Source organism: Mycobacterium sp. E1214, from assembly GCF_001666755.1.
In the GTDB taxonomy this organism is placed as follows: Bacteria; Actinomycetota; Actinomycetes; order Mycobacteriales; family Mycobacteriaceae; genus Mycobacterium.
Genome location: NZ_LZJC01000083.1, coordinates 43,944 through 67,279, shown reverse-complemented (window position 1 = coordinate 67,279; position 23,336 = coordinate 43,944). Strand labels below are relative to the sequence as shown.

19 protein-coding genes and 1 pseudogene are annotated in these 23,336 nt (G+C 69.8%); 14 read left to right on the top strand and 6 right to left on the bottom strand.

The window, feature by feature from the left end:
* Positions 1–50: 50 nt before the first annotated feature.
* From A5700_RS26965 to A5700_RS10605, 3 genes and pseudogenes are all read left to right on the top strand, one after another.
* Positions 51–245 (top strand): annotated as a pseudogene (locus A5700_RS26965) (DNA-formamidopyrimidine glycosylase family protein); the annotation flags it as partial.
* A 201-nt stretch (positions 246–446) separates the two neighbouring features.
* On the top strand, positions 447–914 hold the full coding sequence (locus tag A5700_RS26960; RefSeq protein ID WP_231973690.1) for a zinc finger domain-containing protein: 468 nt from the start codon (positions 447–449) through the stop codon (positions 912–914).
* A gap of 41 nt (positions 915–955) precedes the next feature.
* Positions 956–1,705 carry an SDR family oxidoreductase gene (locus A5700_RS10605; protein ID WP_068065459.1) on the top strand — a complete coding sequence of 250 codons (750 nt, stop codon included), beginning with the start codon at positions 956–958 and terminating at the stop codon, positions 1,703–1,705.
* A gap of 3 nt (positions 1,706–1,708) precedes the next feature.
* On the opposite strand, the gene pgi is transcribed toward A5700_RS10605, so the two are convergent.
* Both pgi and A5700_RS10595 read right to left on the bottom strand, forming a co-directional pair.
* Positions 1,709–3,373: a glucose-6-phosphate isomerase gene (gene pgi, locus A5700_RS10600; RefSeq protein WP_068065456.1), complete on the bottom strand. Its 1,665-nt coding sequence runs from the start codon at positions 3,371–3,373 to the stop codon at positions 1,709–1,711.
* 61 nt (positions 3,374–3,434) lie between these two features.
* The gene (locus tag A5700_RS10595) at positions 3,435–3,752 is read right to left on the bottom strand and encodes a chorismate mutase (protein WP_082960327.1); all 318 of its coding nucleotides are present in this window, start codon (positions 3,750–3,752) and stop codon (positions 3,435–3,437) included.
* A gap of 387 nt (positions 3,753–4,139) precedes the next feature.
* Between A5700_RS10595 and pcrA the strand changes: the two genes are divergently transcribed.
* Positions 4,140–6,515 carry a DNA helicase PcrA gene (pcrA, locus tag A5700_RS10590; protein WP_068065450.1) on the top strand — a complete coding sequence of 792 codons (2,376 nt, stop codon included), beginning with the start codon at positions 4,140–4,142 and terminating at the stop codon, positions 6,513–6,515.
* A gap of 9 nt (positions 6,516–6,524) precedes the next feature.
* Here pcrA and A5700_RS10585 read toward each other — a convergent pair whose 3' ends face one another.
* Both A5700_RS10585 and A5700_RS10580 read right to left on the bottom strand, forming a co-directional pair.
* The gene (locus tag A5700_RS10585) at positions 6,525–7,109 is read right to left on the bottom strand and encodes a hypothetical protein (RefSeq protein ID WP_068065447.1); all 585 of its coding nucleotides are present in this window, start codon (positions 7,107–7,109) and stop codon (positions 6,525–6,527) included.
* Position 7,110: 1 nt separating this feature from the next.
* Positions 7,111–8,163 (bottom strand): M23 family metallopeptidase, encoded by a 1,053-nt coding sequence (locus A5700_RS10580; RefSeq protein ID WP_231973683.1) that lies wholly within the window; start codon positions 8,161–8,163, stop codon positions 7,111–7,113.
* A gap of 322 nt (positions 8,164–8,485) precedes the next feature.
* Between A5700_RS10580 and sucC the strand changes: the two genes are divergently transcribed.
* Genes sucC through A5700_RS10565 form a run of 3 tightly spaced genes read left to right on the top strand, consistent with a single transcriptional unit; the run spans position 8,486 to position 12,145 of the window.
* Positions 8,486–9,649, top strand: a complete 1,164-nt coding sequence (gene sucC, locus A5700_RS10575) for an ADP-forming succinate--CoA ligase subunit beta (RefSeq protein ID WP_068065444.1) — start codon at positions 8,486–8,488, stop codon at positions 9,647–9,649.
* A gap of 12 nt (positions 9,650–9,661) precedes the next feature.
* Positions 9,662–10,564 (top strand): succinate--CoA ligase subunit alpha, encoded by a 903-nt coding sequence (sucD, locus tag A5700_RS10570; protein WP_068065441.1) that lies wholly within the window; start codon positions 9,662–9,664, stop codon positions 10,562–10,564.
* Between the two features lie 54 nt (positions 10,565–10,618).
* On the top strand, positions 10,619–12,145 hold the full coding sequence (locus tag A5700_RS10565; protein WP_068065437.1) for an acetyl-CoA acetyltransferase: 1,527 nt from the start codon (positions 10,619–10,621) through the stop codon (positions 12,143–12,145).
* Positions 12,146–12,170: 25 nt separating this feature from the next.
* Here A5700_RS10565 and A5700_RS10560 read toward each other — a convergent pair whose 3' ends face one another.
* A complete protein-coding gene (locus A5700_RS10560) occupies positions 12,171–13,019 on the bottom strand; it encodes an LLM class F420-dependent oxidoreductase (protein ID WP_068065434.1) in 849 nt (282 codons plus the stop codon).
* Between the two features lie 278 nt (positions 13,020–13,297).
* On the opposite strand from A5700_RS10560, the gene A5700_RS10555 reads away from it, so the two are divergent.
* The 7 genes from A5700_RS10555 to A5700_RS10525 all read left to right on the top strand — a co-directional run bounded on the left by A5700_RS10555 (position 13,298) and on the right by A5700_RS10525 (position 22,652).
* Positions 13,298–14,236: a DUF5336 domain-containing protein gene (locus A5700_RS10555; protein ID WP_068065432.1), complete on the top strand. Its 939-nt coding sequence runs from the start codon at positions 13,298–13,300 to the stop codon at positions 14,234–14,236.
* A 48-nt stretch (positions 14,237–14,284) separates the two neighbouring features.
* A complete protein-coding gene (locus A5700_RS10550; RefSeq protein ID WP_068065429.1) occupies positions 14,285–15,733 on the top strand; it encodes a DUF6350 family protein in 1,449 nt (482 codons plus the stop codon).
* Between the two features lie 268 nt (positions 15,734–16,001).
* Positions 16,002–16,649, top strand: coding sequence for a phosphoribosylglycinamide formyltransferase (gene purN / locus A5700_RS10545; protein WP_068065426.1), 648 nt, complete (start codon positions 16,002–16,004; stop codon positions 16,647–16,649).
* Positions 16,646–18,229, top strand: coding sequence for a bifunctional phosphoribosylaminoimidazolecarboxamide formyltransferase/IMP cyclohydrolase (gene purH / locus A5700_RS10540; RefSeq protein ID WP_068065423.1), 1,584 nt, complete (start codon positions 16,646–16,648; stop codon positions 18,227–18,229). The genes purN and purH overlap by 4 nt, the downstream gene beginning before the upstream one ends.
* A 74-nt stretch (positions 18,230–18,303) precedes the next feature.
* Positions 18,304–19,689 carry a sigma 54-interacting transcriptional regulator gene (locus A5700_RS10535; protein WP_068065420.1) on the top strand — a complete coding sequence of 462 codons (1,386 nt, stop codon included), beginning with the start codon at positions 18,304–18,306 and terminating at the stop codon, positions 19,687–19,689.
* Positions 19,682–21,676 carry a VWA domain-containing protein gene (locus tag A5700_RS10530; RefSeq protein ID WP_156671185.1) on the top strand — a complete coding sequence of 665 codons (1,995 nt, stop codon included), beginning with the start codon at positions 19,682–19,684 and terminating at the stop codon, positions 21,674–21,676. Before A5700_RS10535 ends, A5700_RS10530 begins: the two co-directional genes overlap by 8 nt.
* Positions 21,677–21,803: 127 nt before the next feature.
* The gene (locus A5700_RS10525; protein ID WP_068065417.1) at positions 21,804–22,652 is read left to right on the top strand and encodes an aldo/keto reductase; all 849 of its coding nucleotides are present in this window, start codon (positions 21,804–21,806) and stop codon (positions 22,650–22,652) included.
* A 21-nt stretch (positions 22,653–22,673) separates the two neighbouring features.
* Here A5700_RS10525 and A5700_RS10520 read toward each other — a convergent pair whose 3' ends face one another.
* Entirely contained in the window at positions 22,674–23,276 is a 603-nt protein-coding gene (locus A5700_RS10520) for a DUF1707 domain-containing protein (protein ID WP_068065414.1), read from the bottom strand.
* Positions 23,277–23,336 lie beyond the last annotated feature (60 nt).

The following is a 23,336-nucleotide window of genomic DNA, read 5'->3' as shown; positions in this document are numbered from 1 at the left end:
CGCGGCTGGATCATGGACACCTATTTGCTCAGACCGGCAGACTGAAGAGCGTGCCCGAACTGCCCGAGGTCGAAGCCCTGGCCGACCACCTGCGCCGCCACGCCGTGGGCCTGCCCGTCGGTCGCGTCGACGTCGTCGCCCTGTCGGTGCTCAAGACCTTCGACCCCCCGGTCAGCGCGCTGCAGGGCCAGGCGGTGGTGGGCGCCGAGCGCTGGGGCAAGTACCTGGGCCTGCGGACCGAGACGCTGTCGCTGATCACGCACCTGTCCCGGGCGGGCTGGCTGCGGTGGTCCGAGAAGTTGGCCGCGGCGCCGTTGCGGCCGGGGAAGGGCCCGATCGCGTTGCGGGTCCACCTCGGCACTCCCGGCGCGGCGCCCGGCTTCGACCTGACGGAGGCGGGAACGCAGAAGCGGCTGGCGGTCTGGCTGGTCGAGCGCCCCGAGCAGGTGCCCGGCATCGCGGCGCTGGGCCCCGACGCGCTGGGATTGACCGTCGACGACCTGTCCGCCGTGCTGGCCGGCCAGACCGGCCGCATCAAGACCGTGCTGACCGATCAGAAGGTGATCGCCGGGATCGGCAACGCCTACAGCGACGAAATCCTGCACGTCGCCAAGCTGTCGCCGTTCGCGACGGCGGGGAAGCTGTCCGACGAGCAGTTGCTGACCCTGCACGACGCGATGATCACCGTGCTGCGCGACGCCGTGACCCGCTCCGTGGGGCAGGGGGCGGCCACGCTCAAAGGCGAGAAGCGCTCCGGATTGCGGGTGCACGCCCGCACCGGGCTGCCCTGCCCGGTGTGCGGGGACACCGTGCGCGAGATTGCGTTCGCGGACAAGTCTTTTCAGTACTGTCCGACGTGCCAGACCGGCGGCAAGATCCTCGCGGACCGGCGGATGTCGCGGTTGCTGAAGTAGTCTCCCCCCGGGGAGTTGACGCCTGTCGATATGCTGCGCGGATGACTCGTCAGAAGATCCTCATCACGGGTGCCAGTTCGGGCCTGGGCGCCGGGATGGCCCGCGCGTTCGCCGCCAAGGGCCGCGACCTGGCGTTGTGCGCCCGGCGTACCGAACGTCTGGACGAGCTCAAAGCCGAACTGACGCAACGGTATCCGGGCATCACCGTCGCGGTCGCCGCGCTGGATGTCAACGATCATGAGCAGGTGCCGAAGGTGTTCGCCGAACTGGGTGACGAGCTGGGCGGCATCGACCGCGTCATCGTCAACGCCGGAATCGGCAAGGGCGCCAAGCTGGGATCGGGCAAGCTGTGGGCGAACAAGGCGACCCTCGAGACCAATCTGGTGGCCGCGCTGGTGCAGATCGAGACGGCCCTGGAGATGTTCACCAAGAGCGGTTCGGGCCACCTGGTGTTGATCTCGTCGGTGCTCGGCAACAAGGGGGTGCCCGGCGTCAAGGCGGCCTACGCCGCCAGTAAGGCCGGGCTGAGCTCGCTGGGGGAGTCGCTGCGCGCCGAGTACGCCAAGGGGCCCATCAGGGTGACGGTCATCGAGCCGGGCTACATCGAGTCGGAGATGACCGCCAAGTCGAACAGCACAATGCTGATGGTGGACAACGAAACCGGCGTCAACGCGCTCGTCGCCGCCATGGAGCGCGAGACCGGCCGCGCCGCCGTTCCGTGGTGGCCGTGGGCGCCGCTGGTGCAGTTGATGCGGGTGCTGCCACCCCCGCTGACCAAGTACTTCGCCTGACGGTCAGCCGGCGCGGCCGCGTTCGGTCCGGTACCGGCGCACCAGGGCGTCCGTCGAGCTGTCCGACTGGGGTTCGGGCGGGGAGTCGGAGGTGAGCACCGGGAGCAGCGCCTTGGCCTGCGTCTTGCCCAGCTCGACCCCCCACTGGTCGAACGAGTCGATGCCCCAGATGACTCCCTCGGTGAAGACCTGGTGCTCGTACAGGGCGATCAGCTGGCCCAGCACCGACGGGGTCAGCCGGTTGGCCAGGATCGAGGTGGACGGCCGGTTGCCGGGCATCACCTTGTGCGGGACCACCTCGGCGGGCGTGCCCTCGGCGGCGATCTCCTCGGCGGTCTTACCGAACGCCAGCACCTGCGTCTGGGCGAAGAAATTGCTCATCAACAGGTCGTGCATGCTGCCGTCACCGTCGGCGGTGGGAAGGTCGTCGGTGGGCTGGCTGAAGCCGATGAAGTCGGCGGGGATCAACCGGGTGCCCTGGTGCAGCAGTTGGTAGAAGGCGTGCTGGCCGTTGGTTCCCGGCTCGCCCCAATAGATTTCGCCGGTGTCGGTGGTGACCGGGCTGCCGTCGGCGCGCGTCGACTTGCCGTTGGATTCCATGGTCAGCTGTTGCAGGTAGGCGGCGAAGCGCGCCAAGTCGTTGGAGTAAGGCAGCACGACGCGGGACTGGGCGCCCAGGAAGTTGTTGTACCACAGGCCGATCAGGCCAAGCAGCACAGGCGCGTTCGATTCCAGCGGCGAGGTCTTGAAGTGCCGGTCGACGATATGGAAGCCGGACAGGAAGTCGGCGAACGCCTCCTTGCCGATGGCGGCCATCACCGACAGTCCGATCGCCGAGTCCACCGAGTAGCGGCCACCCACCCAGTCCCAGAAGCCGAACATGTTGTCGGTGTTGATGCCGAAGTCGTCGACGAGGCGCTTGTTGGTCGACACGGCGACGAAGTGTTGCGACACGGCGGCGTCGCCGAGGGCGGCGGTCAGCCACCGGCGCGCGGCGGTCGCATTGGTCAGGGTCTCCAGTGTGGAGAACGTCTTCGACGCGACGACGAAAAGTGTTGTCGCGGGGTCCAAGTCGGCCAGGGTGGCGACGAGGTCGGCCGGGTCGACGTTGGAGACGAAACGGGCGGAGATCCCCGCGTCCGCGTAGTGGCGCAACGCCTGGTAGACCATCACCGGCCCGAGGTCGGACCCGCCGATGCCGATGTTGACCACCGTGCTGATCTTTTTCCCGGTGGCCCCTGTCCATTCACCGCTGCGCAACCGGTCGGTAAAGTCGCCCATCCGGTCGAGGACCTCGTGCACGTCGGCGACGACGTTTCGGCCGTCGACCACCAGCTCGGCGTCGCGGGGCAACCGCAGCGCGGTATGCAACACCGCGCGATCCTCCGAGGTGTTGATGTGCACACCGGAGAACATCTGGTCGCGCCGCTCTTCGAGGTTAGCCGTGCGCGCCAAATCCACCAGAAGCTGCAACGTTTCCCGGGTGACGCGATGTTTGCTGTAGTCGATGTACAGGTCGCCGACGGAGGCGGTGAGTTCGCGCCCGCGGTCGGGGTCGTCGTCGAAGAACTGGCGCAGGTGGGTCTCGCCGATCTGGTCGTGGTGCCTGCGCAGGGCGTCCCACGCCGGCGTCGCGGTGATGTCGGGCAGGGTTCGCACGGAGGTCATGCTTCGACCCTAATGCGACCGGAGGCGCGACAGCCAGGCGTGCGCCGCGGGCCCGCGGGCTTTAGTGACCGAGCCGGCCCCTGCCCAGCCGCAGCAGCAGGATGGCCAGATCCTTGCCTTCCGGGCCGAGCGTGCTGTAGCGCTGGATCACCTTCATCTCGCGGCTGTGCACCAGCCGGGTCCCGCCGGAGGCCATCCGGGCCTTCCCGATCGCCTGCGACACCTCGGTGCGCCGCTGCACGGCGGCGAGGATCTCCGCGTCCAGCCGGTCGATCTCGTGGCGCAGGTCGTCGATGTTGGTGGCGTCGGGCGCGTCAACCGTCTCTGCGTTCATTTCTGCTAACTCCGCGTCTTCGTGTGGTGGGGTTTCTGGTCTCATGCAGTCTCGGGCCTCACAGAAGACGAGCCCCGATGCCGGATGCGGACCACGGGGCTCTGCGGAAGCAGTTAGGCCACGGGCACCGCGAACCGGTACCCGTAGGGAAATCGACGGCGCCACCCCACAGCCGAGGAGCGACGGCGACACTGCACGTTGAGCACAAATCGAGTGTGCCACTAACCGCGGCGGGCACGCAAAAAAGCCCAGCTGAGCTGCGCATTCTACGGCCACGAGCGGCGACCCGACGGTAACGAGGGCCCTCGCGGGGGCCGCTGGCCGACACGCGGATGCCGAGTGCTCAGACCGGCGCCGCGCGGGCCGGCGGAGCCGCTAGCCTGTCTGATGCCTGGGGTTTTCGTCGGTGGGCAGCGGTAAGTTTGGACTGACATGAGTGTGCACGCAACAGATGCCAGAGTGGCCTCCGAAGCAGACCAACTGCTCGAGGGGCTGAACCCCCAACAGCGCCAGGCGGTGGTGCACGAGGGCCCACCGCTGCTGATCGTGGCGGGGGCGGGCTCCGGCAAGACGGCGGTGTTGACGCGTCGCATCGCCTACCTGATCGCGGCCCGCGGCGTCGGGGTCGGGCAGGTGCTGGCCATCACCTTCACCAACAAGGCCGCCGCCGAGATGCGCGACCGGGTGGTGCGACTGGTCGGCAACCGGGCCCGCGCCATGTGGGTGTCCACCTTCCACTCCACCTGTGTGCGCATCCTGCGCAACCAGGCCTCGCTGATCGAGGGCCTGAACTCCAACTTCTCCATCTATGACGCCGACGACTCCCGGCGGCTCTTGCAGATGATCGCCCGCGACATGGGCCTCGACGTCAAGCGCTACTCGCCGCGCCTGCTGGCCAACGCCATCTCGAACCTGAAGAACGAGCTCATCGACCCGGCCGAGGCGGTCAGCCGCCTCAACGAGGGTTCCGACGAGCTGTCCCAGACGGTGGCCAGCGTCTATGGCGAATACCAGCGGCGGCTGCGGGCGGCCAACGCGTTGGACTTCGACGACCTGATCGGGGAGACGGTCGCGGTGCTGCGGGCCTTCCCGCAGATCGCCCAGCACTACCGCCGGCGGTTCCGGCACGTCCTGGTCGACGAGTATCAGGACACCAATCATGCGCAGTACGTGCTGGTGCGCGAGCTGGTGGGCCGCGGCGGTTCAGCGCATGAGGCGGGCGGTTCAGCGCGGCCCGACACCGCCGAGGCGTCGCCCGACGACGTGCCGCCCGCCGAGCTGTGCGTGGTCGGTGACGCCGACCAGTCGATCTACGCGTTCCGCGGCGCGACCATTCGCAACATCGAGGACTTCGAGCGCGACTACCCGGACGCGACGACCATCCTGCTGGAACAGAACTATCGGTCGACGCAGAACATCCTGTCGGCGGCCAACTCGGTGATCGCCCGCAACACCGGGCGCCGGGACAAGCGGCTGTGGACCGACGCCGGCGCCGGCGAGTTGATCGTGGGCTACGTCGCCGACAACGAGCACGACGAGGCCCGGTTCGTCGCCGAGGAGATCGACGCGCTGGCGGAGAAGGGCGAGATCACCTACAACGACGTCGCCGTCTTCTACCGGACCAACAACTCGTCGCGGTCCTTCGAAGAGGTGTTCATCCGTGCCGGAATCCCCTACAAGGTCGTCGGTGGCGTGCGCTTCTATGAGCGCAAGGAGATCCGCGACATCGTCGCCTACCTGCGGGTGCTGGACAACCCCGGCGACGCCGTCAGCATGCGGCGCATCCTCAACACCCCACGCCGCGGCATCGGCGACCGCGCCGAGGCGTGCGTGTCGGTGTACGCCGAGAACACCGGCACCAGTTTCGCCGACGCGCTGGTGGCGGCGGCCGAGGGCAAGGTGCCGATGCTCAACTCGCGGGCGGAGAAGGCGATCGCGGGGTTCGTCGAGCTGCTCGACGAGCTGAGGGGCCGTCTGGACGACGACCTCGGCGACCTGGTCGAGTCCGTGCTCGAGCGGACCGGCTATCGCCGCGAGCTGGAATCCTCGACCGACCCCCAGGAGCTGGCACGCCTGGACAACCTCAACGAACTCGTCAGCGTGGCACACGAATTCAGCACCGACCGGGCCAACGCCGCGGCGTTGGGCGAGTCGCTGCAGACCCCGCAGGACGAGGACGTGCCCGACACCGGCGTGCTGGCCGAGTTCCTGGAGCGGGTGTCGCTGGTCTCCGACACCGACGACATCCCCGAAGACGGCGCCGGCATGGTCACGTTGATGACGCTGCACACCGCGAAGGGCCTGGAGTTCCCCGTGGTGTTCGTGACGGGCTGGGAAGACGGGATGTTCCCGCACATGCGGTCCCTGGACGACCCGGTCGAGCTGTGCGAGGAACGCCGGCTGGCCTACGTCGGGATCACCCGGGCCCGCCAACGGCTCTACCTGAGCCGGGCCATCGTCCGGTCCTCCTGGGGCCAGCCCATGCTCAACCCGGAATCCCGGTTCCTGCGGGAGGTCCCGCAGGAACTCATCGAGTGGCGCCGCACGGCGCCGACGCCGTCGTTCAGCGCGCCGGTGAGCGGCGCCGGCCGGTTCGGCACGCCGCGGGCGGCGCCCACCCGCTCGGGGTCCGCCAAGCGACCGCTACTGGTGCTCGAGCCCGGCGACCGGGTCAGCCACGACAAGTACGGGCTGGGTCGCGTCGAGGAGGTGTCCGGCGCCGGCGAATCGGCCATGTCACTCATCGATTTCGGCAGCTCGGGGCGCGTCAAACTGATGCACAACCACGCCCCGATCAGCAAGCTCTGACGAGCCGGTTCAGCCGCCCAGCCAGCGCTTGGTGCGCGGATGCAGCGCCAGCACCACGCTGGCGATCGGCAACAACGGCAGCGCGTGCACGATCCAGGCCACCCGGGCGCCGGCGATGAACACCCCGCCGTAGGTCAGCACCGCCACGACCGCGCCGGCCACGATAAGCTGACGCCCGAACGGGCGGCGCTGCAGCACCATGATCACGCCCGACACCGTCGTCGCCGCGAACACCAGCGCCAAGAACGCGATGGCGATGCAGAACAGTCGGTCGGTGCGCCACCACCCGGCGATCAGATCGGTCGCCACCACCGACGTCGCCCACCCGCTGATGATGCTGACGGCGCAGGCGGCCACGGCCGTCCGGTCGCTGGGCTCGAGCGCTGTCGCCGCGCCGTAACGCGGCCGGCCGGGTCGGGGCGCACTCGAGGCCGGCGCCGGCGTCGTCGGGCGCGGGATGTGAGTGGTCGGCGAGTCCGGTGTCGTGGGTATCGGCCCCGTGGGGGCTCGACGGATGATCCGGGTCCGTGAGTCGGATGGTGGGTCGGGCTCGGTCGGGCGCGGACCGGGAGGCTGTTGGTTCGGCGCGGTCACCTCAGCCAGCGTAGTTGCCGACGCTGAGACCACGCTTAGCCAGCCACGGCACGGGGTCGATGCGCTCGGTACCGCCCTGCAGCACCTCAAAGTGCAGGTGAGGGCCCGTGGAGTTGCCGCGGTTACCCATGGTGGCGATCTGGTCGCCGGCCATCACGCGCTCGCCGACGCTGACCGTGGCGGTGTTGATGTGCCCGTAGAGCGTGACGGTGCCGTCGGCGTGCCGCAGCTTGACCAGCATGCCGTAGCCGGAGGCCGGGCCGGCCTCGATGACGACGCCGTCGGAGACCGCGAGGATCGGCGTGCCGATCGCGTTGGCCAGGTCGATGCCGGCGTGCAGCACGCCCCAGCGGTAACCGAAGTTCGAGGTGAAGATGCCCTTCGTCGGCATCACATAGAGCGGCTGCTGCAGCCGCGCCTCGCGCTGCGCGCGGTCGTTGGCGAAGGCGACGCCCTTGGCAAGCTCCTGGTTGTGCAGCGCGGCCGTCGCCGCCGGCTCGATCGCGATCACCTGCGCGCCGCGGATGGTGGCCCCACCCGCGCCGCCGGTGAGCGCGGACGCGTTGGCCGTCAACACCGGCTCGGTCTTCGGGGTGTCGGCGTGGCTGGTGGCCGTGTGGGCCGCCGCGGCGGCCGCGCCGGCGGCCATCGCGGAGATCAGGAGGCGACCGCGGGCCGCGCTGGTCGGCTGCTTGCGGTGCTGACCGCCGCGCCGCGCCACTGCGACGACGTCGCTGCTGCGGGGGCGATCGAGGCGCCGCTCGGTGCGCGGTGAGATGACGATCCGCGGCAGCACCTCGGTCACCGGCGCGGCCAGCCAGGCCGGCGTCAGGTCGTCGGTGTCGTCGAGGTCGTCGAGTTCGGGGGCCAGCAGCACCTCGGCGGCGTTGTTGAACGTCGAGTCGTTGCTGAAGTCCAGGTCGCCGAGATCGCCGGCGTCGTCGGCGAATTCGAAGTCGTCGAAGTTGAAGCCGTCGAGCGGTAGGATCTCGGTGACCTCGTTGCGGTGCGGTTCGGCCCACCGGCCGCCGCCCGCCGAACGACCAACCCTCACCACACCTGCGTCTACGGCGGATGAACGAGCGAAACGGTGCTGGGACAAGCTGAAATGTCCTCGTATCGTGACCATAACGTTATCTGGGACCCTAGGAAGGTATCCGCTTACTCGCGCGGGTGGCAACCTCGTCGCGCGATCCAAACCATTTTGTGACTTGGATCACCCAAGCGACTTCGGTGCGCCGTGAGCTGTGCCACATCGGTGGATGCGCCCGTAGCTGCGATTTTTCCAGTGGATACAGTGCGTGCGAGCGGGTAGCCGGGTGCGGCGCCGCCCATCACAAGGCCTAGTTGTCGAGTCGAGCGAAGACAGAGAGTCCATGGACCTTTTCGAATATCAAGCCAAAGAGCTGTTCGTTAAGCACAACGTACCCACGACGCCCGGTCGTGTGACCGACACCGCGGAGGGTGCGAAGGAAATCGCCACCGAGGTCGGCGCGCCCGTCATGGTCAAGGCGCAGGTCAAGGTCGGCGGCCGCGGGAAGGCCGGTGGCGTCAAGTACGCAGCCACCCCGGACGACGCCTACGAACACGCCAACAACATTCTCGGCCTGGACATCAAGGGCCACGTCGTCAAGAAGCTGCTGGTCGCCGAGGCCAGCGACATCGCCGAGGAGTACTACATCTCCTTTTTGCTCGACCGCGCCAACCGCACCTACCTGGCCATGTGCTCGGTGGAGGGCGGCATGGAGATCGAGGAGGTGGCCGCCACCAAGCCCGACCGGTTGGCCCGCATCCCCGTCGACGCCAGCAAGGGTGTGGACGAGGCCTTCGCCCGCGAGATCGCCGAGAAGGGGCACCTGCCCGCCGAGGTGCTCGACAAGGCGGCCATCACCATCGCCAAGCTCTGGGAGGTCTTCATCAAGGAAGACGCGACCCTGGTCGAGGTGAACCCCCTGGTGCGCACGCCCGACGACCAGATCCTGGCGCTGGACGGCAAGGTCACCCTGGACGCCAACGCCGACTTCCGCCACCCCGAACACGCCGAGTTCGAGGACCGCGACGCGACGGACCCGCTGGAGCTCAAGGCCAAGGAACACGACCTCAACTACGTCAAGCTCGACGGGGCCGTCGGCATCATCGGCAACGGCGCGGGCCTGGTGATGTCGACGCTGGACGTCGTCGCGTACGCCGGTGAAAAGCACGGCGGCGTCAAGCCCGCCAACTTCCTCGACATCGGTGGCGGTGCCTCGGCCGAGGTGATGGCTGCGGGGCTCGACGTCATCCTCAACGACAAGCAGGTCAAGAGCGTCTTCGTGAACGTCTTCGGTGGCATCACGTCGTGCGACGCGGTCGCCAACGGCATCGTCACCGCCCTGAACATGCTCGGCGACGAGGCCAACAAGCCGCTGGTGGTCCGGCTGGACGGCAACAACGTCGACGAGGGCCGCCGCATCCTGGCCCAAGCCAACCACCCGCTGGTCATCCAGGCCGAGACCATGGACGCCGGCGCCGACAAAGCCGCCGAGCTGGCGAACAAGTAAGGGAGTCAAGAAATGTCTATCTTCCTGAACAAGGACTCCAAGGTCATCGTCCAGGGCATCACCGGCGGCGAGGGCACCAAGCACACCGCGTTGATGCTCAAGGCCGGCACCAAGGTCGTCGGTGGCGTGAACGCCCGCAAGGCGGGAACTACCGTCTCGCACGTGGACCCGGTTGGTAAGGACGTCGAGCTTCCGGTGTTCGGCAGCGTCGCGGAAGCGATCAAGGAAACCGGCGCCAACGTGTCGGTGGTGTTCGTGCCGCCGAAGTTCGCCAAGGACGCGATCATCGAGGCCATCGACGCCGAGATCCCGCTGCTGGTCGTCATCACCGAGGGAATCCCGGTGCAGGACAGCGCCTATGCGTGGGCCTACAACGTCGACAAGGGGCAGAAGACGCGCATCATCGGGCCCAACTGTCCCGGCATCATCACCCCGGGTGAGGCGTTGGCCGGCATCACCCCGGCCAACATCAGCGGGCCCGGCCCCGTCGGGCTGGTGTCCAAGTCGGGCACCCTGACCTATCAGATGATGTACGAGCTGCGCGATTTCGGCTTCTCGACCTCGATCGGCATCGGCGGTGACCCGGTGATCGGCACCACCCACATCGACGCCATCGAGGCCTTCGAGAAGGACCCGGACACCAAGATCATCGTGATGATCGGTGAGATCGGCGGGGACGCCGAGGAGCGCGCCGCCGACTACATCAAGGCCAACGTGTCCAAGCCGGTCGTCGGCTACGTCGCGGGCTTCACGGCGCCGGAGGGCAAGACGATGGGCCATGCGGGCGCCATCGTGTCCGGCTCGTCGGGCACCGCGGCGGCCAAGAAGGAAGCGCTCGAGGCGGCCGGCGTCAAGGTCGGCAAGACCCCGTCGGAGACCGCGGCGCTGGCCCGGGAGATCCTGCAGGGTCTTTAGACCCGTCGCCACCCCCGCTGCGGCGCGTACGGGCCCACGGTAGATAGTGGGTCTATGAATCTCGACCCGAACACCCCTGTCGTCGTCGGCGTCGGTCAGGCCGCCGAGCGCATCGACGACGCGGACTACCGCGGGTTGTCGCCCGTCGAACTCGCGGCGGCGGCCGCCCGCGCGGCCCTGGTGGACTGCGGCGCCGACTACGACGCGGTGGCGGCGGCCGTGGACACGGTGGCCGGTGTCCGGCAGTTCGAGATCTCCGGCGTCATCAAGGCGCCGCTGGGGCGGTCGAACAACTACCCGCGGTCGGTCGCGAACCGCCTCGGCGCCCGCCCGGCCCGCGCGATCCTGGAGGTCGTCGGCGGGCAGGGGCCGCAGCACCTGATCAGCGAGCTGGCCGGGCAGATCGCCGCCGGGCGCTGCAACGCCGCGCTGATCTTCGGCTCGGACGCGACGTCGACGCTGCGGCACTTCGCGAAGGCCGACACCAAGCCGGATTTCAGCGAGACCGTCGACGGCGACCTGGAAGACCGCGGCCAGGGCATCGAGAAGCTGGTCTCGCGGTACACCGTGGTGCACGGGCTGACCAGCGCGCCGATTCAGTACGCGCTGCTGGAGAACGCGCGGCGGGCTCAGACCGGCTTGGCGCCGGCGGACTACCGGCGCGCGATGGCCGAGTTGTTCGCGCCGTTCACCAAGATCGCCGCCAGCAACCCGTTCGCTGCCGCGCCGGTGGAACGCAGCGTCGACGAGCTGGCCACCGTCACCGAGCGCAACCGGATGATCGCCGAGCCCTATCCGCGGCTGATGGTGGCCCGCGACCAGGTGAACCAGGGCGCGGCCGCGCTGCTCATGTCGGTCGGCGAGGCGCGTCGCCTCGGCGTGCCGGAGGGCAACTGGGTGTATCTGCACGGCCACGCCGACGCCGAGGAGCAGTCGCTGCTGGAGCGGCCCCACCTGGGGCGCGCGCCGTCGGCCGTCCTGGCCGTCCGCGAGGCGCTGGCCATGGCCGGCGTCGGAGTCGACGACGTCGCCACGTTCGACCTGTACAGCTGCTTTGCCGTCCCGGTGTTCAACGTCTGCGACGGCGTGGGCATCGCGACCGACGACCCCCGTGGCCTGACCGTCACCGGCGGCCTGCCGTTCTTCGGTGGGGCCGGCAACAATTACTCGATGCACGCCGTCGCCGAGACCGTCGCCCAGCTGCGCGCCGCGCCCGGCGAGTTCGGCCTGGTCGGCGCGAACGGCGGCATCCTCAGCAAGTACTCCGTCGGCGTCTACTCCACCACCCCGGTCGGCTGGACGCCGGACCGCAACGCGCAGCTGCAGGCCCGCATCGACGGATCGCCGAGGGTGGCCGTCGTCGAGAACGCCGACGGCACCGGCACTGTCGAGACCTACACCGTGCGCCGCGACGACGGGCGCCCCACCGGGATCATCGTCGGCCGGCTCGACGACGGCAGCCGTTTCCTGTCCACTACCGAGGACGACGAGCTGATCGCCCTGTTGGTCGACGGCGACCCGCTGGGCCGCGCCGTGCGGGTGCGCTCCTTCGACTACGGCAACCGCTGCACGCTGGCCTGAGGGCCGCCGTGGTGGCGCCGCCCGCTCAGACCAGGGCGGCCAATTTGCCGGCGAGCCGCTCGACGTAGGCGGCGACCTCGTCCTCGGAGCGGTCCGGCAGCCCGAACAGCACTTCGGTCACGCCCAGCTCCGCCCACTTGGCCAGCTTCTCCGGGATCGGCTTGAAGTCCAGCGCCACGATCTGCGGGGCGCCGTCGCGCCCGGCGGCCGCCCAGGTGTCCTGCAGCAGTTTCACCGGCGCGTCGATGTCGAAGTCGCGCGGCGTGGTGATCCAGCCGTCGGCGCTGCGGGCGATCCACTTGAAGTTCTTCTCGGTGCCCGCGGCGCCCACCAGCACCGGGATGTGCGACTGCACGGGCTTGGGCCAGGCCCAGCTGGGCCCGAATTTCACGAACTCGCCGTCGTACTCGGCTTCCTCCTGCGTCCACAGCGCCCGCATCGCCTCGAGGTATTCGCGCAGCATGGTGCGGCGGCGGCCGGGCGGCACGTTGTGGTCGGCGAGTTCGTCGGTGTTCCAACCGAACCCGACGCCCAGGCTGACCCGCCCGCCCGACAGGTGATCCAGGGTGGCAATGCTTTTCGCCAGCGTGATCGGGTCGTGTTCGACGGGCAGGGCGACCGCCGTGGACAACCGGACGCGCGACGTCACGGCGCTCGCGGCGCCCAGGCTGACCCACGGGTCTAGTGTCCGCATGTAGCGGTCGTCGGGCAGCGACGCGTCGCCGGTCGTCGGGTGCGCCGCCTCCCGTTTGATCGGGATGTGGGTGTGTTCTGGCACGTAGAACGTCGTAAACCCGTGGTCGTCGGCCAGCTTCGCGGCCGTCGCCGGGGCGATGCCGCGGTCGCTGGTGAAAAGGACAAGCCCGTAATCCATGCAGAGAATTAGAACGTGTTCTACCTCCGCTGGGCAAGCCGCGTTGCCGGCGGGCCCGTCGGTCGGCGGGCCCGGCGCGGTGTGAGACCGGCGCCGTGTCGAAGCCGGTCGCCACGGCGCGCCCGCTGGCGGGTGCGCTAGCGTGGTTGATCGACCGCGTCGCCAACGCAACCGCCGATTCGAGAGGTTGTGCGGGCGGGGCGCCCGGAAGCACAGCGCGCGCCGCGACCGCGGCGCCCGATCGCACTCGATGGCAGCTGGAAGCAACAGGAGGAGCCATGACCTACTCTCCCGGTGGCCCCGGATACCCGCCCGCGCAGTCCGGCGGCTCCTATTCGGGCGGCACCCCGTCCTTCGCCAAGGACGACGACGGCAAGAGCAAGCTGCCGCTGTACCTGACCGCCGCGGTCGTGGCGCTCGGCCTCCTCTCTTACTTCCTGAACTTCGGCCCCACCTTCACCCTCAGCGCCGACCTCGGCCCGGGCATCGGCGGCCGCGCGGGCGACGCCGGCACGGCCGTCATCGTCGCGGTGCTGGCCTCGCTGCTCGCCGCGCTGAGCCTGCTGCCCAAGGCCAAGAACTACACCGGCGTCGTCGCCGCGATCGCGGTTCTCGGTGCTTTGCTGGCGATCACCGAGACCATCAACCTGCCGACCGGCGTCGGGATCGGTTGGGCGCTGTGGCCGCTGCTCGCGTCGAACGTGCTGCAGGCGATCGCCGCGGTGGTCGTGGTCCTGCTGGAGTCGGGGGTCATCACGGCGCCGACCCCGCGGCCCAAGTACGACCCCTACGCCCAGCAGTACGGGCAGTACGGCGGCCAGTACGGGCAGCAATACGGTCAGCAGCCTTATTACGGTCAGCAGAGCGGGCAGCCCGGCGGCCAGCAGCACACCGGCCAGCAGCCCGCGGTTCAGCAGCACGGCGGTTACGGCTCGCAGTACGGTGGCTACCAGCCCAGCCAGGCGCCGACCCAGAGCGGCGCGCCGTCGGGCGGTTTCGGCGCCCAGCCGCAGTCCGGCCAGCAGCCGGCGGCGCAGCAGCACGGCACCTCCACCCCGCCGACCGGCTTCCCCAGCTTCAGCCCGCCGCCGTCGTCCGGCGCCAGCGGCGGGGGCGACTCGAACTCGGCCACCGCGAACTACTCCAACCCGACGGGCGGCCAGGCCTACGGTCAAGAGCAGCCGCCGTCGGCGCCCGCTGGTCCCGCCCCGTCCTAATCGCGCGTTCTCCCGCCGAATAGGGGACATTCGCCAAGAGTGACAAGGGTGGAGGGCAACCAGGCAGCGGGCGCTCGCCAGGCGCGTGACCTTGTCAGGGTCGCATTCGGCCCGGCGGTGGTGGCTCTGGTTGTCATCGCCGCGGTCACGCTGCTCCAGTTGCTGATCGCCAACAGCGACATGACCGGCGCGCTGGGCGCGATCGCCAGCATGTGGCTCGGCGTGCACCAGGTGCCGATTTCGATCGGCGGCCGCGAGCTGGGCGTGCTGCCGCTGCTGCCGGTCCTGCTGATGGTATGGGCGGTCGCGCGCAGCACGGCCCGCGCGACGTCCCCGTATTCCTCCTGGCTCGTGGTCCGCTGGGTCGTCGCGTCGGCGTTGGGCGGCCCGCTGTTGCTGGCCGCGATCGCGCTGGCGGTCATCCACGACGCGTCGTCGGTGATCACCGAGTTGCAGACGCCCAGCGCGCTGCGCGCCTTCGCCAGCGTGCTCGCGGTGCACGCGCTCGGCGCCGCGATCGGTGTGTGGCCGCGGGTGGGGCCGCGGGCGGTGGCGGCGACGCCGTTGCCGTTCTGGCTGGACGACGCCCTGCGCGCCGCGGCGGCCGGCGTGCTCGCGTTGGTCGGGCTCTCCGGCGTGGTGACGGCCGGGTCGCTAGTGGTGCACTGGGCGACGATGCAGGATCTGTACGGCATCACCGACTCGATCTTCGGCGAGTTCAGCCTCACCGTGCTGTCGATCCTCTACGCGCCCAACGTGATCGTGGGCACCGCCGCGGTGGCCGTCGGTTCCAGCGCCCACATCGGCTTCGCGACGTTTAGCTCCTTCACCGTGTTCGGCGGCGACATTCCCGCGTTGCCCGTGCTGGCCGCGGTGCCCCGCCCCCCGCTGGGCCCGGTATGGGTTGCGCTGCTGATCATCGGCGCGTCGTCGGGCGTGGCGCTCGGGCAGCAGTGCGCCCGACGCCCGCTGCCGTTGCTCGCCGCGGCGGGCAAGCTTCTGGTCGCCGCCGTCACCGCGGCGGCGGCCATGTCGCTGCTCGCCTACGCCGGAAGTGGTCAGCTGGGCAACTTCGGGCACGTCGGCGTGGACCAGGGCGCGATGTTCGTCGGTGCGTTGTTCTGGTTCGCGGTGATCGGCGCCGTCACGGTGGTCATGACCGGCGGGATCCGGCGACGCCGCCGGCCGCGACGGCCCAAACCCCGGCCGCGGGAGGAGCCCGCGGATTTCGGTGAGCTGTTCGACGACGAGCCGGGCGGCGCGCCGTTTGAGGGGCCGTTTGACGCTGAGCCCGGCGATGGGGCGGTTGACTCCGAGGGCCTTCCCGGCGATGACGCCCTTTCCGGCGATGGCGGCCCTTCCGGCGCTGGCGGCCTTTCCGGCGATGGCGGCCCGTCCGGCGATGCCGACGCGCCCGGCAAGGCCGGCCCGACAAGCCACGAGCGGGAGCAGCTTCCGGAACCGGAGCGCTTCAGGGAGCCGGAGTCCGGGGACTAGGGTTTGTGCCTGCCTCACAGCGACAACCGGACGCGGCCGCGTGGCGCGCACCGGCGGCCGGCTGAGGTCTGCGCAGCGGGTGTGCGGCTGGCGGCGATTGTCGCTATGAGGCGGGCACTTCGGCAATGCCCCGCCGCGGCCGCGGCCGCGAGCGTCAGGCGGCCGCGAGCGTCAGGCGGCCGCGAGACCCCGGCCGCCGCACACCGCTCCAACCGCGCACCTCGCGTCGCTGCGCGGCGCGTGCCGGCGTCCCGCTAGGCTCCCCGATGTGGTCGAACCGCTCCATGTGCCCCCGAGCGCGCCGGCGCGACTGGTGGTGTTGGCGTCGGGCACCGGTTCGCTGCTGAACGCGTTGATCGGCGCCGCCGTCGGCGACTACCCGGCGCGGGTCGTTGCCGTCGGCGTCGACCGCGACTGCCCGGCCACCGACGTCGCCGCGGCCGCGGACGTGCCCACCTTCACCGTCCGGCTCGGCGACCACCCGGACCGCGGCGCCTGGGACGCCGCCGTCACCGAGGCGACCGCCGCCCACTCGCCGGACCTCATCGTCTCCGCCGGCTTCATGAAAATCCTTGGCCAGCAATTCCTTTCGCGGTTCTACGGCCGCATCATCAACACCCACCCGGCGCTGCTGCCGGCGTTCGCCGGCGCCCACGGGGTGGCCGACGCACTGGCCTACGGCGTGAAGGTCACCGGCACTACGGTGCACCTGGTGGACGCCGGGATGGACACCGGGCCGATACTGGCCCAGCAAGCCGTTCCCGTGCTCGACGGCGACAGCGAGGACAGCCTGCACGAGCGCATCAAGGTCATCGAACGGCAGCTACTGGTGGACGTCGTGGCCGCGATCGCGGTCGGCGGCCTCACGCTGGTCGGAAGAACAGCGACGATCGGACGAAAGGCGACGCACAGATGAGCACCGACGACGGGCGGGAGACGGGCAAAAGGCCGATTCGCCGCGCGCTGATCAGCGTGTACGACAAGACGGGTCTCGTCGACCTCGCCCAGGGTCTCGCCGAGGCGGGCGTCGAGATCGTCTCGACCGGGTCGACCGCGAAGGTGATCGCCGACAAAGGGATCCCGGTGACGCGCGTGGAGGAACTGACCGGGTTCCCCGAGGTGCTCGACGGGCGCGTCAAGACCCTGCACCCGCGGGTGCATGCCGGGTTGCTCGCCGATCTGCGTAAACCCGAACACGCCGCCGCGCTCGAGGAACTCGGGGTCGCGGCGTTCGAACTCGTCGTCGTCAACCTCTACCCGTTCAGCGAGACCGTCGAATCCGGCGCGAGCATCGACGAATGCGTCGAGCAGATCGACATCGGCGGCCCGTCGATGGTCAGGGCGGCGGCCAAGAACCATCCCAGCGTCGCCGTGATCACCGACCCGCTCGGCTACGACGGCGTGCTCGCCGCCGTGCGGCAGGGGGGCTTTAGCCTCGCCGAGCGAAAAAGGTTGGCGTCCTTGGCATTTCGGCACACCGCGGAGTACGACATCGCCGTCGCCACCTGGATGGAGTCCACCCTGGCGCCCGAGCACCCGCCCACCGGCTTCCCGCAGTGGCTCGGCCGCAGCTGGCGTCGTTCGGCGACGCTGCGCTACGGCGAGAACCCGCACCAGCAGGCGGCGCTCTACAGCGACCCCGGCGCGTGGCCCGGCCTGGCGCAGGCCGAGCAGCTGCACGGAAAAGAGATGTCCTACAACAACTTCACCGACGCGGACGCGGCCTGGCGGGCCGCCTTCGATCACGAGGAGATCTGCGTCGCCATCATCAAACACGCCAACCCGTGCGGGATCGCGATCTCCTCGGAATCCGTCGCCGACGCCCACCGCAAGGCCCACGAGTGCGACCCGCTGAGCGCCTTCGGCGGGGTGATCGCGGCCAACACCGAGGTGAGCGTCGAGATGGCGGAGTTCGTGAGCACCATCTTCACCGAGGTGATCATCGCGCCCGCCTACGCGCCCGGCGCCGTCGACGTGCTGACCCGCAAGAAGAACATCCGGGTGCTGGTGGGCTCGGAGCCGCTCACCGGCGGCCACGAGCTGCGCCCGATCAGCGGCGGGCTGCTGGTGCAGCAGCGCGACGAGCTGGACGCGCACGGCGACAATCCCGCGAACTGGACGCTGGCGACCGGGTCGCCCGCCGACCCCGCGACGCTGGCCGACCTGGTGTTCGCCTGGCGGGTCTGCCGCGCGGTCAAGTCCAACGCGATCGTGATCGCCGGCGGCGGCGCCACCATCGGCGTCGGGATGGGCCAGGTGAACCGGGTCGACGCGGCCCGGCTGGCCGTCGAACGGGGCGGGGACCGGGTTCGCGGGGCGGTCGCGGCGTCGGACGCGTTCTTCCCGTTCCCCGACGGGCTCGAGACCCTGACCGCCGCGGGGGTCAAGGCGATCGTGCATCCGGGCGGCTCCGTGCGCGACGACGAGGTGACGGCGGCGGCCGCCGCGGCCGGCGTCACCGTCTACCTCACGGGGGCGCGGCACTTCGCCCACTGACCCGCCGCCACGCCATTACGCCGCACGTGAACGGCATCCGCATGACGCATCTCCGTAACGCGTCGTAGCGTGGAGTGGTGACATCACCGAGCAACCTGCCCCGCACCGTCGGCGAACTGCGCGCCAGCGGTCACCGCGAGCGGACCGTCAAACAGGAAATCCGCGAGAATCTGCTGACCGCGTTGGCCGAGGGCGACGACGTCTGGCCCGGCATCCTCGGTTTCGAGGACACCGTCCTGCCGCAGCTGGAGCGGGCGCTCATCGCGGGCCACGACTTCGTCCTGCTCGGCGAACGCGGCCAGGGCAAGACCCGGCTGCTGCGCGCGCTGACCGGCCTGCTCGACGAGTGGACGCCGGTGATCTCCGGGGCCGAACTGGGCGAGCACCCGTTCTCCCCGATCACGCCCGAGTCGATCCGCAAGGCCGCCACCCTGGGCGACGACCTGCCCATCGAGTGGCGGCACCGCAGCGAGCGCTACACCGAGAAGCTGGCGACCCCCGACACCAGCGTCGCGGACCTGGTCGGTGACATCGACCCGATCAAGGTCGCCGAGGGCCGCAGCCTCGGAGACCCGGAGACCATCGCCTACGGCCTGATCCCGCGGGCGCACCGCGGCATCGTCGCGGTCAACGAACTTCCCGACCTCGCCGAGCGCATCCAGGTCTCGATGCTCAACGTCATGGAGGAGCGCGACATCCAGGTCCGCGGCTACACGCTGCGGCTGCCGCTGGACGTGTTGGTGGTCGCCAGCGCCAACCCCGAGGATTACACCAACCGCGGGCGCATCATCACCCCGCTCAAGGACCGCTTCGGCGCGGAGATCCGCACCCACTACCCGCTCGAGCTGGACGCCGAGGTCGGCGTCATCGTCCAGGAGGCGCACCTGTCGGCGCAGGTGCCCGATTACCTGATGCAGGTGATCGCCCGGTTCGCCCGTTACCTGCGCGAGTCCAACTCGGTCGACCAGCGCTCCGGGGTGTCGGCGCGGTTCGCGATCGCCGCGGCGGAGACCGTCGCGGCCTCGGCCCGGCATCGCGGCGCCGTGTTGGGGGAGACCGATCCGGTCGCCCGCGTGGTCGACCTCGGCACGGTGATCGACGTCCTGCGCGGCAAGCTGGAATTCGAGTCCGGCGAGGAGGGCCGCGAGCAGGCGGTGCTGGAACACCTGCTGCGCCGGGCGACCGCGGACACGGCGTCGCGCGTGCTGGGCGGCATCGACGTGGCGTCGCTGGTGAATGCGGTCGAGGGCGGTTCGGCGGTGACCACGGGCGAGCGCATCTCGGCCAAGGACGTGCTGGCCGCGGTCTCCGGCCTGCCGGTGGTGGACAAGATCTCGGCCAAGCTGCACGCGCAGTCCGAGGGCGAACGCGCCGCCGCGCTCGAAATGGCGCTCGAGGCACTGTATTTGGCGAAGCGGATCGACAAGGTCTCCGGAGAAGGTCAAACGGTCTATGGCTAAACCCTCCGCGAAAGGGCACTCGTCGCGCTACTCCGCCTACACCGGCGGGCCGGACCCCCTGGCCCCGCCGGTGGACCTACGCGAGGCGCTGGAACAGATCGGCGAAGACGTCATGGCCGGCACCTCGCCGCGCCGGGCGTTGTCGGAGCTGCTGCGCCGCGGCACCCGCAACATGCCGGGCGCCGACCGGCTGGCCGCCGAGGCCAACCGGCGACGCCGAGAGCTGTTGCGGCGCAACAACCTTGACGGCACGCTTCAGGACATCAAGAAGCTGCTCGACGAGGCGGTGCTGGCCGAGCGCAAGGAGCTGGCGCGGGCCCTCGACGACGACGCCCGCTTCGGCGAACTGCAGCTGGACGCGCTGCCCGCGTCGCCGGCCAAGGCCGTCCAGGAGCTCTCCGAGTACAACTGGCGCAGCGGCGAGGCCCGCCAGAAGTACGAGCAGATCAAGGATCTGCTGGGACGCGAAATGCTGGACCAGCGCTTCGCCGGCATGAAGCAGGCGCTGCAAGGCGCCACCGACGAGGACCGGCAGCGTGTCACCGACATGCTCGACGACTTGAATCAGCTGCTGGACAAGCACTCCCGCGGCGAGGACACCCAGGAAGACTTCGACAACTTCATGGACTCGCACGGCGAGTTCTTCCCGGAAAACCCCCGCAACGTCGACGAGCTGCTGGACTCGCTGGCCAAGCGCGCGGCGGCCGCGCAGCGCTTCCGCAACAGCCTGAGCGCCGAGCAGCGCGCCGAGCTGGACGCGCTGGCGCAGCAGGCGTTCGGCTCCCCGTCGCTGATGCAGGCGCTGAACCGGCTGGACGCCCACCTGCAGGCCGCCCGCCCCGGCGAGGACTGGACGGGCTCCGAGGAGTTCTCCGGGGACAACCCGTTCGGCATGGGCGAGGGCACCCAGGCGCTGGCCGACGTCGCCGAGCTGGAGCAGCTGGCCGAGCAGCTCTCGCAGAGCTACCCCGGCGCCACGATGGACGACGTCGACCTCGACGCGCTGGCCCGCCAGCTCGGCGACCAGGCCGCGGTCGACGCGCGCACGCTGGCCGAACTCGAGCGGGCGCTGGTCAACCAGGGCTTCCTGGATCGCGGCTCGGACGGCCAGTGGCGGCTCTCGCCCAAGGCCATGCGTCGCCTCGGTGAGACGGCGTTGCGCGATGTGGTGCAACAACTTTCGGGACGTCGCGGCGACCGCGACCATCGGCGGGCGGGAGCGGCCGGCGAGCTCACCGGCGCCACCCGGCCCTGGCAATTCGGCGACACCGAGCCGTGGAACATCTCGCGCACCCTGACGAACGCGGTGCTGCGGCAGGCGGGCACCGCCACCCTTGACGGCGCGAGCGGGCGGCTCGACATCACCGTGGAGGACGTCGAGGTGTCCGAGACCGAGACCCGCACCCAGGCCGCGGTGGCGCTGCTGGTGGACACCTCGTTTTCGATGGTGATGGAGAACCGGTGGCTGCCGATGAAGCAGACGGCGCTGGCGCTCAACCACCTGGTGTGCACCCGGTTCCGTTCGGATGCGTTGCAGATCATCGCCTTTGGGCGCTACGCCCGGACGGTGAGCGCCGCCGAGCTCACCGGCCTCGAGGGCGTCTACGAGCAGGGCACCAACCTGCACCACGCGCTGGCGCTGGCGGGACGGCACCTGCGTCGGCACCCGAACGCGCAGCCCGTCGTGCTGGTGGTCACCGACGGTGAGCCGACCGCGCACCTGGAGGATTTCGACGGGGACGGCACGACGGTGTTCTTCGACTACCCGCCGCACCCGCGGACCATCGCCCACACCGTGCGCGGTTTCGACGACATGGCACGCCTGGGCGCGCAGATCACCATCTTCCGGTTGGGCAGCGACCCGGGCCTGGCGCGCTTCATCGACCAGGTCGCCCGCCGGGTCGAGGGTCGCGTCGTGGTGCCCGACCTCGACGGCTTGGGCGCCGCCGTGGTCGGCGACTACCTGCGGTCCCGGCGCCGCCGCTGACCGAGGCGGTGCGGCCCGGCCGACTTGGAGCCGAAGGCTCCGGCCTGCGACCCAACGCGTCGCGGGCCGACGGGGATAGGGCGTTGCCGCATCGGGTACAGGGACCAAGGACAACGAAGGAGAAAGCATGAGCACTGTTCCCGCGATCGAGATCGCCGAGGGCGTCAGCATCCCCCAGCTCGGTTTCGGCGTGTATCAGATCGAACCGGACCAGACCGCCGAGGCGGTGCGGACCGCCCTCGACATCGGCTACCGGCACATCGACACCGCCGAGATGTACGGCAACGAGAAGGGCGTCGGGCAGGGCATCCGGGACGCCGGCCTCGACCGGGGCGAGGTGTTCGTCACCAGCAAGCTCAACAACGGCTTTCACAAGCCCGACGACGCGCGGCGCGCTTTCGACAAGACGCTGCAGGAGCTGGGCTTCGACTACGTCGATTTGTTCCTGATCCATTGGCCGTTGCCCACCCTGTACGACGGTGACTTCGTCTCCACCTGGAAGGTGCTCGAGGAGTTCGCCGCCGACGGGCGGGCCCGCAGCATCGGTGTCTCGAATTTCCAACCCGCACACCTGGATCGGCTGGCTAAGGAGACCGACACCGTCCCGGCCGTCAACCAGATCGAGGTGCACCCCTACTTCCCGAACGAGACGGTGCGCAGCTACGGCCGGGAACACGGCATCGCCACCGAGGCCTGGTCGCCCATCGCCCAGGGCGACGTGCTGGGCGACCCGGTGGTCAACAGCGTGGCCGAGGCCCTCGGGAAATCCCCCGCGCAGGTGGTGCTGCGCTGGCACATCCAGCGCGGCGACATCGTGTTCCCCAAGTCGGTGTCCCCGGACCGGATCAAGTCCAACTTCGAGATCTTCGACTTCGAGCTGGGCGACGCGAACCTCGACGCCATCTCGGGACTCGATCAGGGTGAGTCGGGCCGTCGCGGACCCAACCCCGACACCTTCGACTACGTGCCCGGCTGACGTCCCGCAGGGGCGGCGCCGCTACGGACGCGACCGGCGGGCCTTGCGGATGATGCCGACGCCGCCCCACAGGGAGAAGCCGTGGATGCGCACCGTCGGCGCGCCGGGGGTGCCCTGGCCGAGGACGCTGCGGTCGAAGTTGCCCATGACGCCGCGGCCGTCGATCTCCACGTTCACTTCGGGCGGCAGCAAAATCCGCGTGGCGCCCATGATCGACATCGCGTGGATGTCGACCTCGGTCGAGGTGAAGTCGGCGTAGCGCAGATCGACCACGCCGTTGCCCCACAGGGCGAAGGTGGTCAGCTTCTTGGGAACGTTCCACCGGCCGCGCCGTTCGAAGCCGCTCAACAGGGCCAGCAGTAGCGTGGACGGCGCCGGGTTGGGCTTGCCGCCCCGGCGCAGGTTAACCGGCGACCCCGGCAGGTCGGCCCGCAGCCGATCCAGTTCTTCGTACGTTTGCGCAGCGTAGGCCCGGGTCAGGCGGTCCTCGTAGTCGTTGAGCTGCAGGCGTCCCTGCTCGGCGGCAAACGCCAGCAACTGCGCGATCTGGATGCGATCGGTGTCGGCCGCGCGTGACGGTTCGTCGCGGGCGTCCTTCGCATCGCGCTGCGCGGAGTTGCTCATCACCCACGAGCCTACGACGTCCAGCTTTGGCTGCAAGAGGATTGGCTAAACTGCAACCTT

What these genes read in the sequence shown, in the direction of transcription:
- A5700_RS10525 (WP_068065417.1), top strand. Translation starts at nt 21,804, where the DNA reads ATGAGCACTGTTCCCGCGATCGAGATCGCCGAGGGCGTCAGCATCCCC.
- A5700_RS10555 (WP_068065432.1), top strand. Translation starts at nt 13,298, where the DNA reads ATGACCTACTCTCCCGGTGGCCCCGGATACCCGCCCGCGCAGTCCGGC.
- pgi (WP_068065456.1), bottom strand. Translation starts at nt 3,373, where the DNA reads ATGACCTCCGTGCGAACCCTGCCCGACATCACCGCGACGCCGGCGTGG.
- pcrA (WP_068065450.1), top strand. Translation starts at nt 4,140, where the DNA reads ATGAGTGTGCACGCAACAGATGCCAGAGTGGCCTCCGAAGCAGACCAA.
- A5700_RS10530 (WP_156671185.1), top strand. Translation starts at nt 19,682, where the DNA reads ATGGCTAAACCCTCCGCGAAAGGGCACTCGTCGCGCTACTCCGCCTAC.
- A5700_RS10520 (WP_068065414.1), bottom strand. Translation starts at nt 23,276, where the DNA reads ATGAGCAACTCCGCGCAGCGCGATGCGAAGGACGCCCGCGACGAACCG.
- purH (WP_068065423.1), top strand. Translation starts at nt 16,646, where the DNA reads ATGAGCACCGACGACGGGCGGGAGACGGGCAAAAGGCCGATTCGCCGC.
- A5700_RS10565 (WP_068065437.1), top strand. Translation starts at nt 10,619, where the DNA reads ATGAATCTCGACCCGAACACCCCTGTCGTCGTCGGCGTCGGTCAGGCC.
- sucD (WP_068065441.1), top strand. Translation starts at nt 9,662, where the DNA reads ATGTCTATCTTCCTGAACAAGGACTCCAAGGTCATCGTCCAGGGCATC.
- sucC (WP_068065444.1), top strand. Translation starts at nt 8,486, where the DNA reads ATGGACCTTTTCGAATATCAAGCCAAAGAGCTGTTCGTTAAGCACAAC.
- A5700_RS10560 (WP_068065434.1), bottom strand. Translation starts at nt 13,019, where the DNA reads ATGGATTACGGGCTTGTCCTTTTCACCAGCGACCGCGGCATCGCCCCG.
- A5700_RS10595 (WP_082960327.1), bottom strand. Translation starts at nt 3,752, where the DNA reads ATGAGACCAGAAACCCCACCACACGAAGACGCGGAGTTAGCAGAAATG.
- A5700_RS10605 (WP_068065459.1), top strand. Translation starts at nt 956, where the DNA reads ATGACTCGTCAGAAGATCCTCATCACGGGTGCCAGTTCGGGCCTGGGC.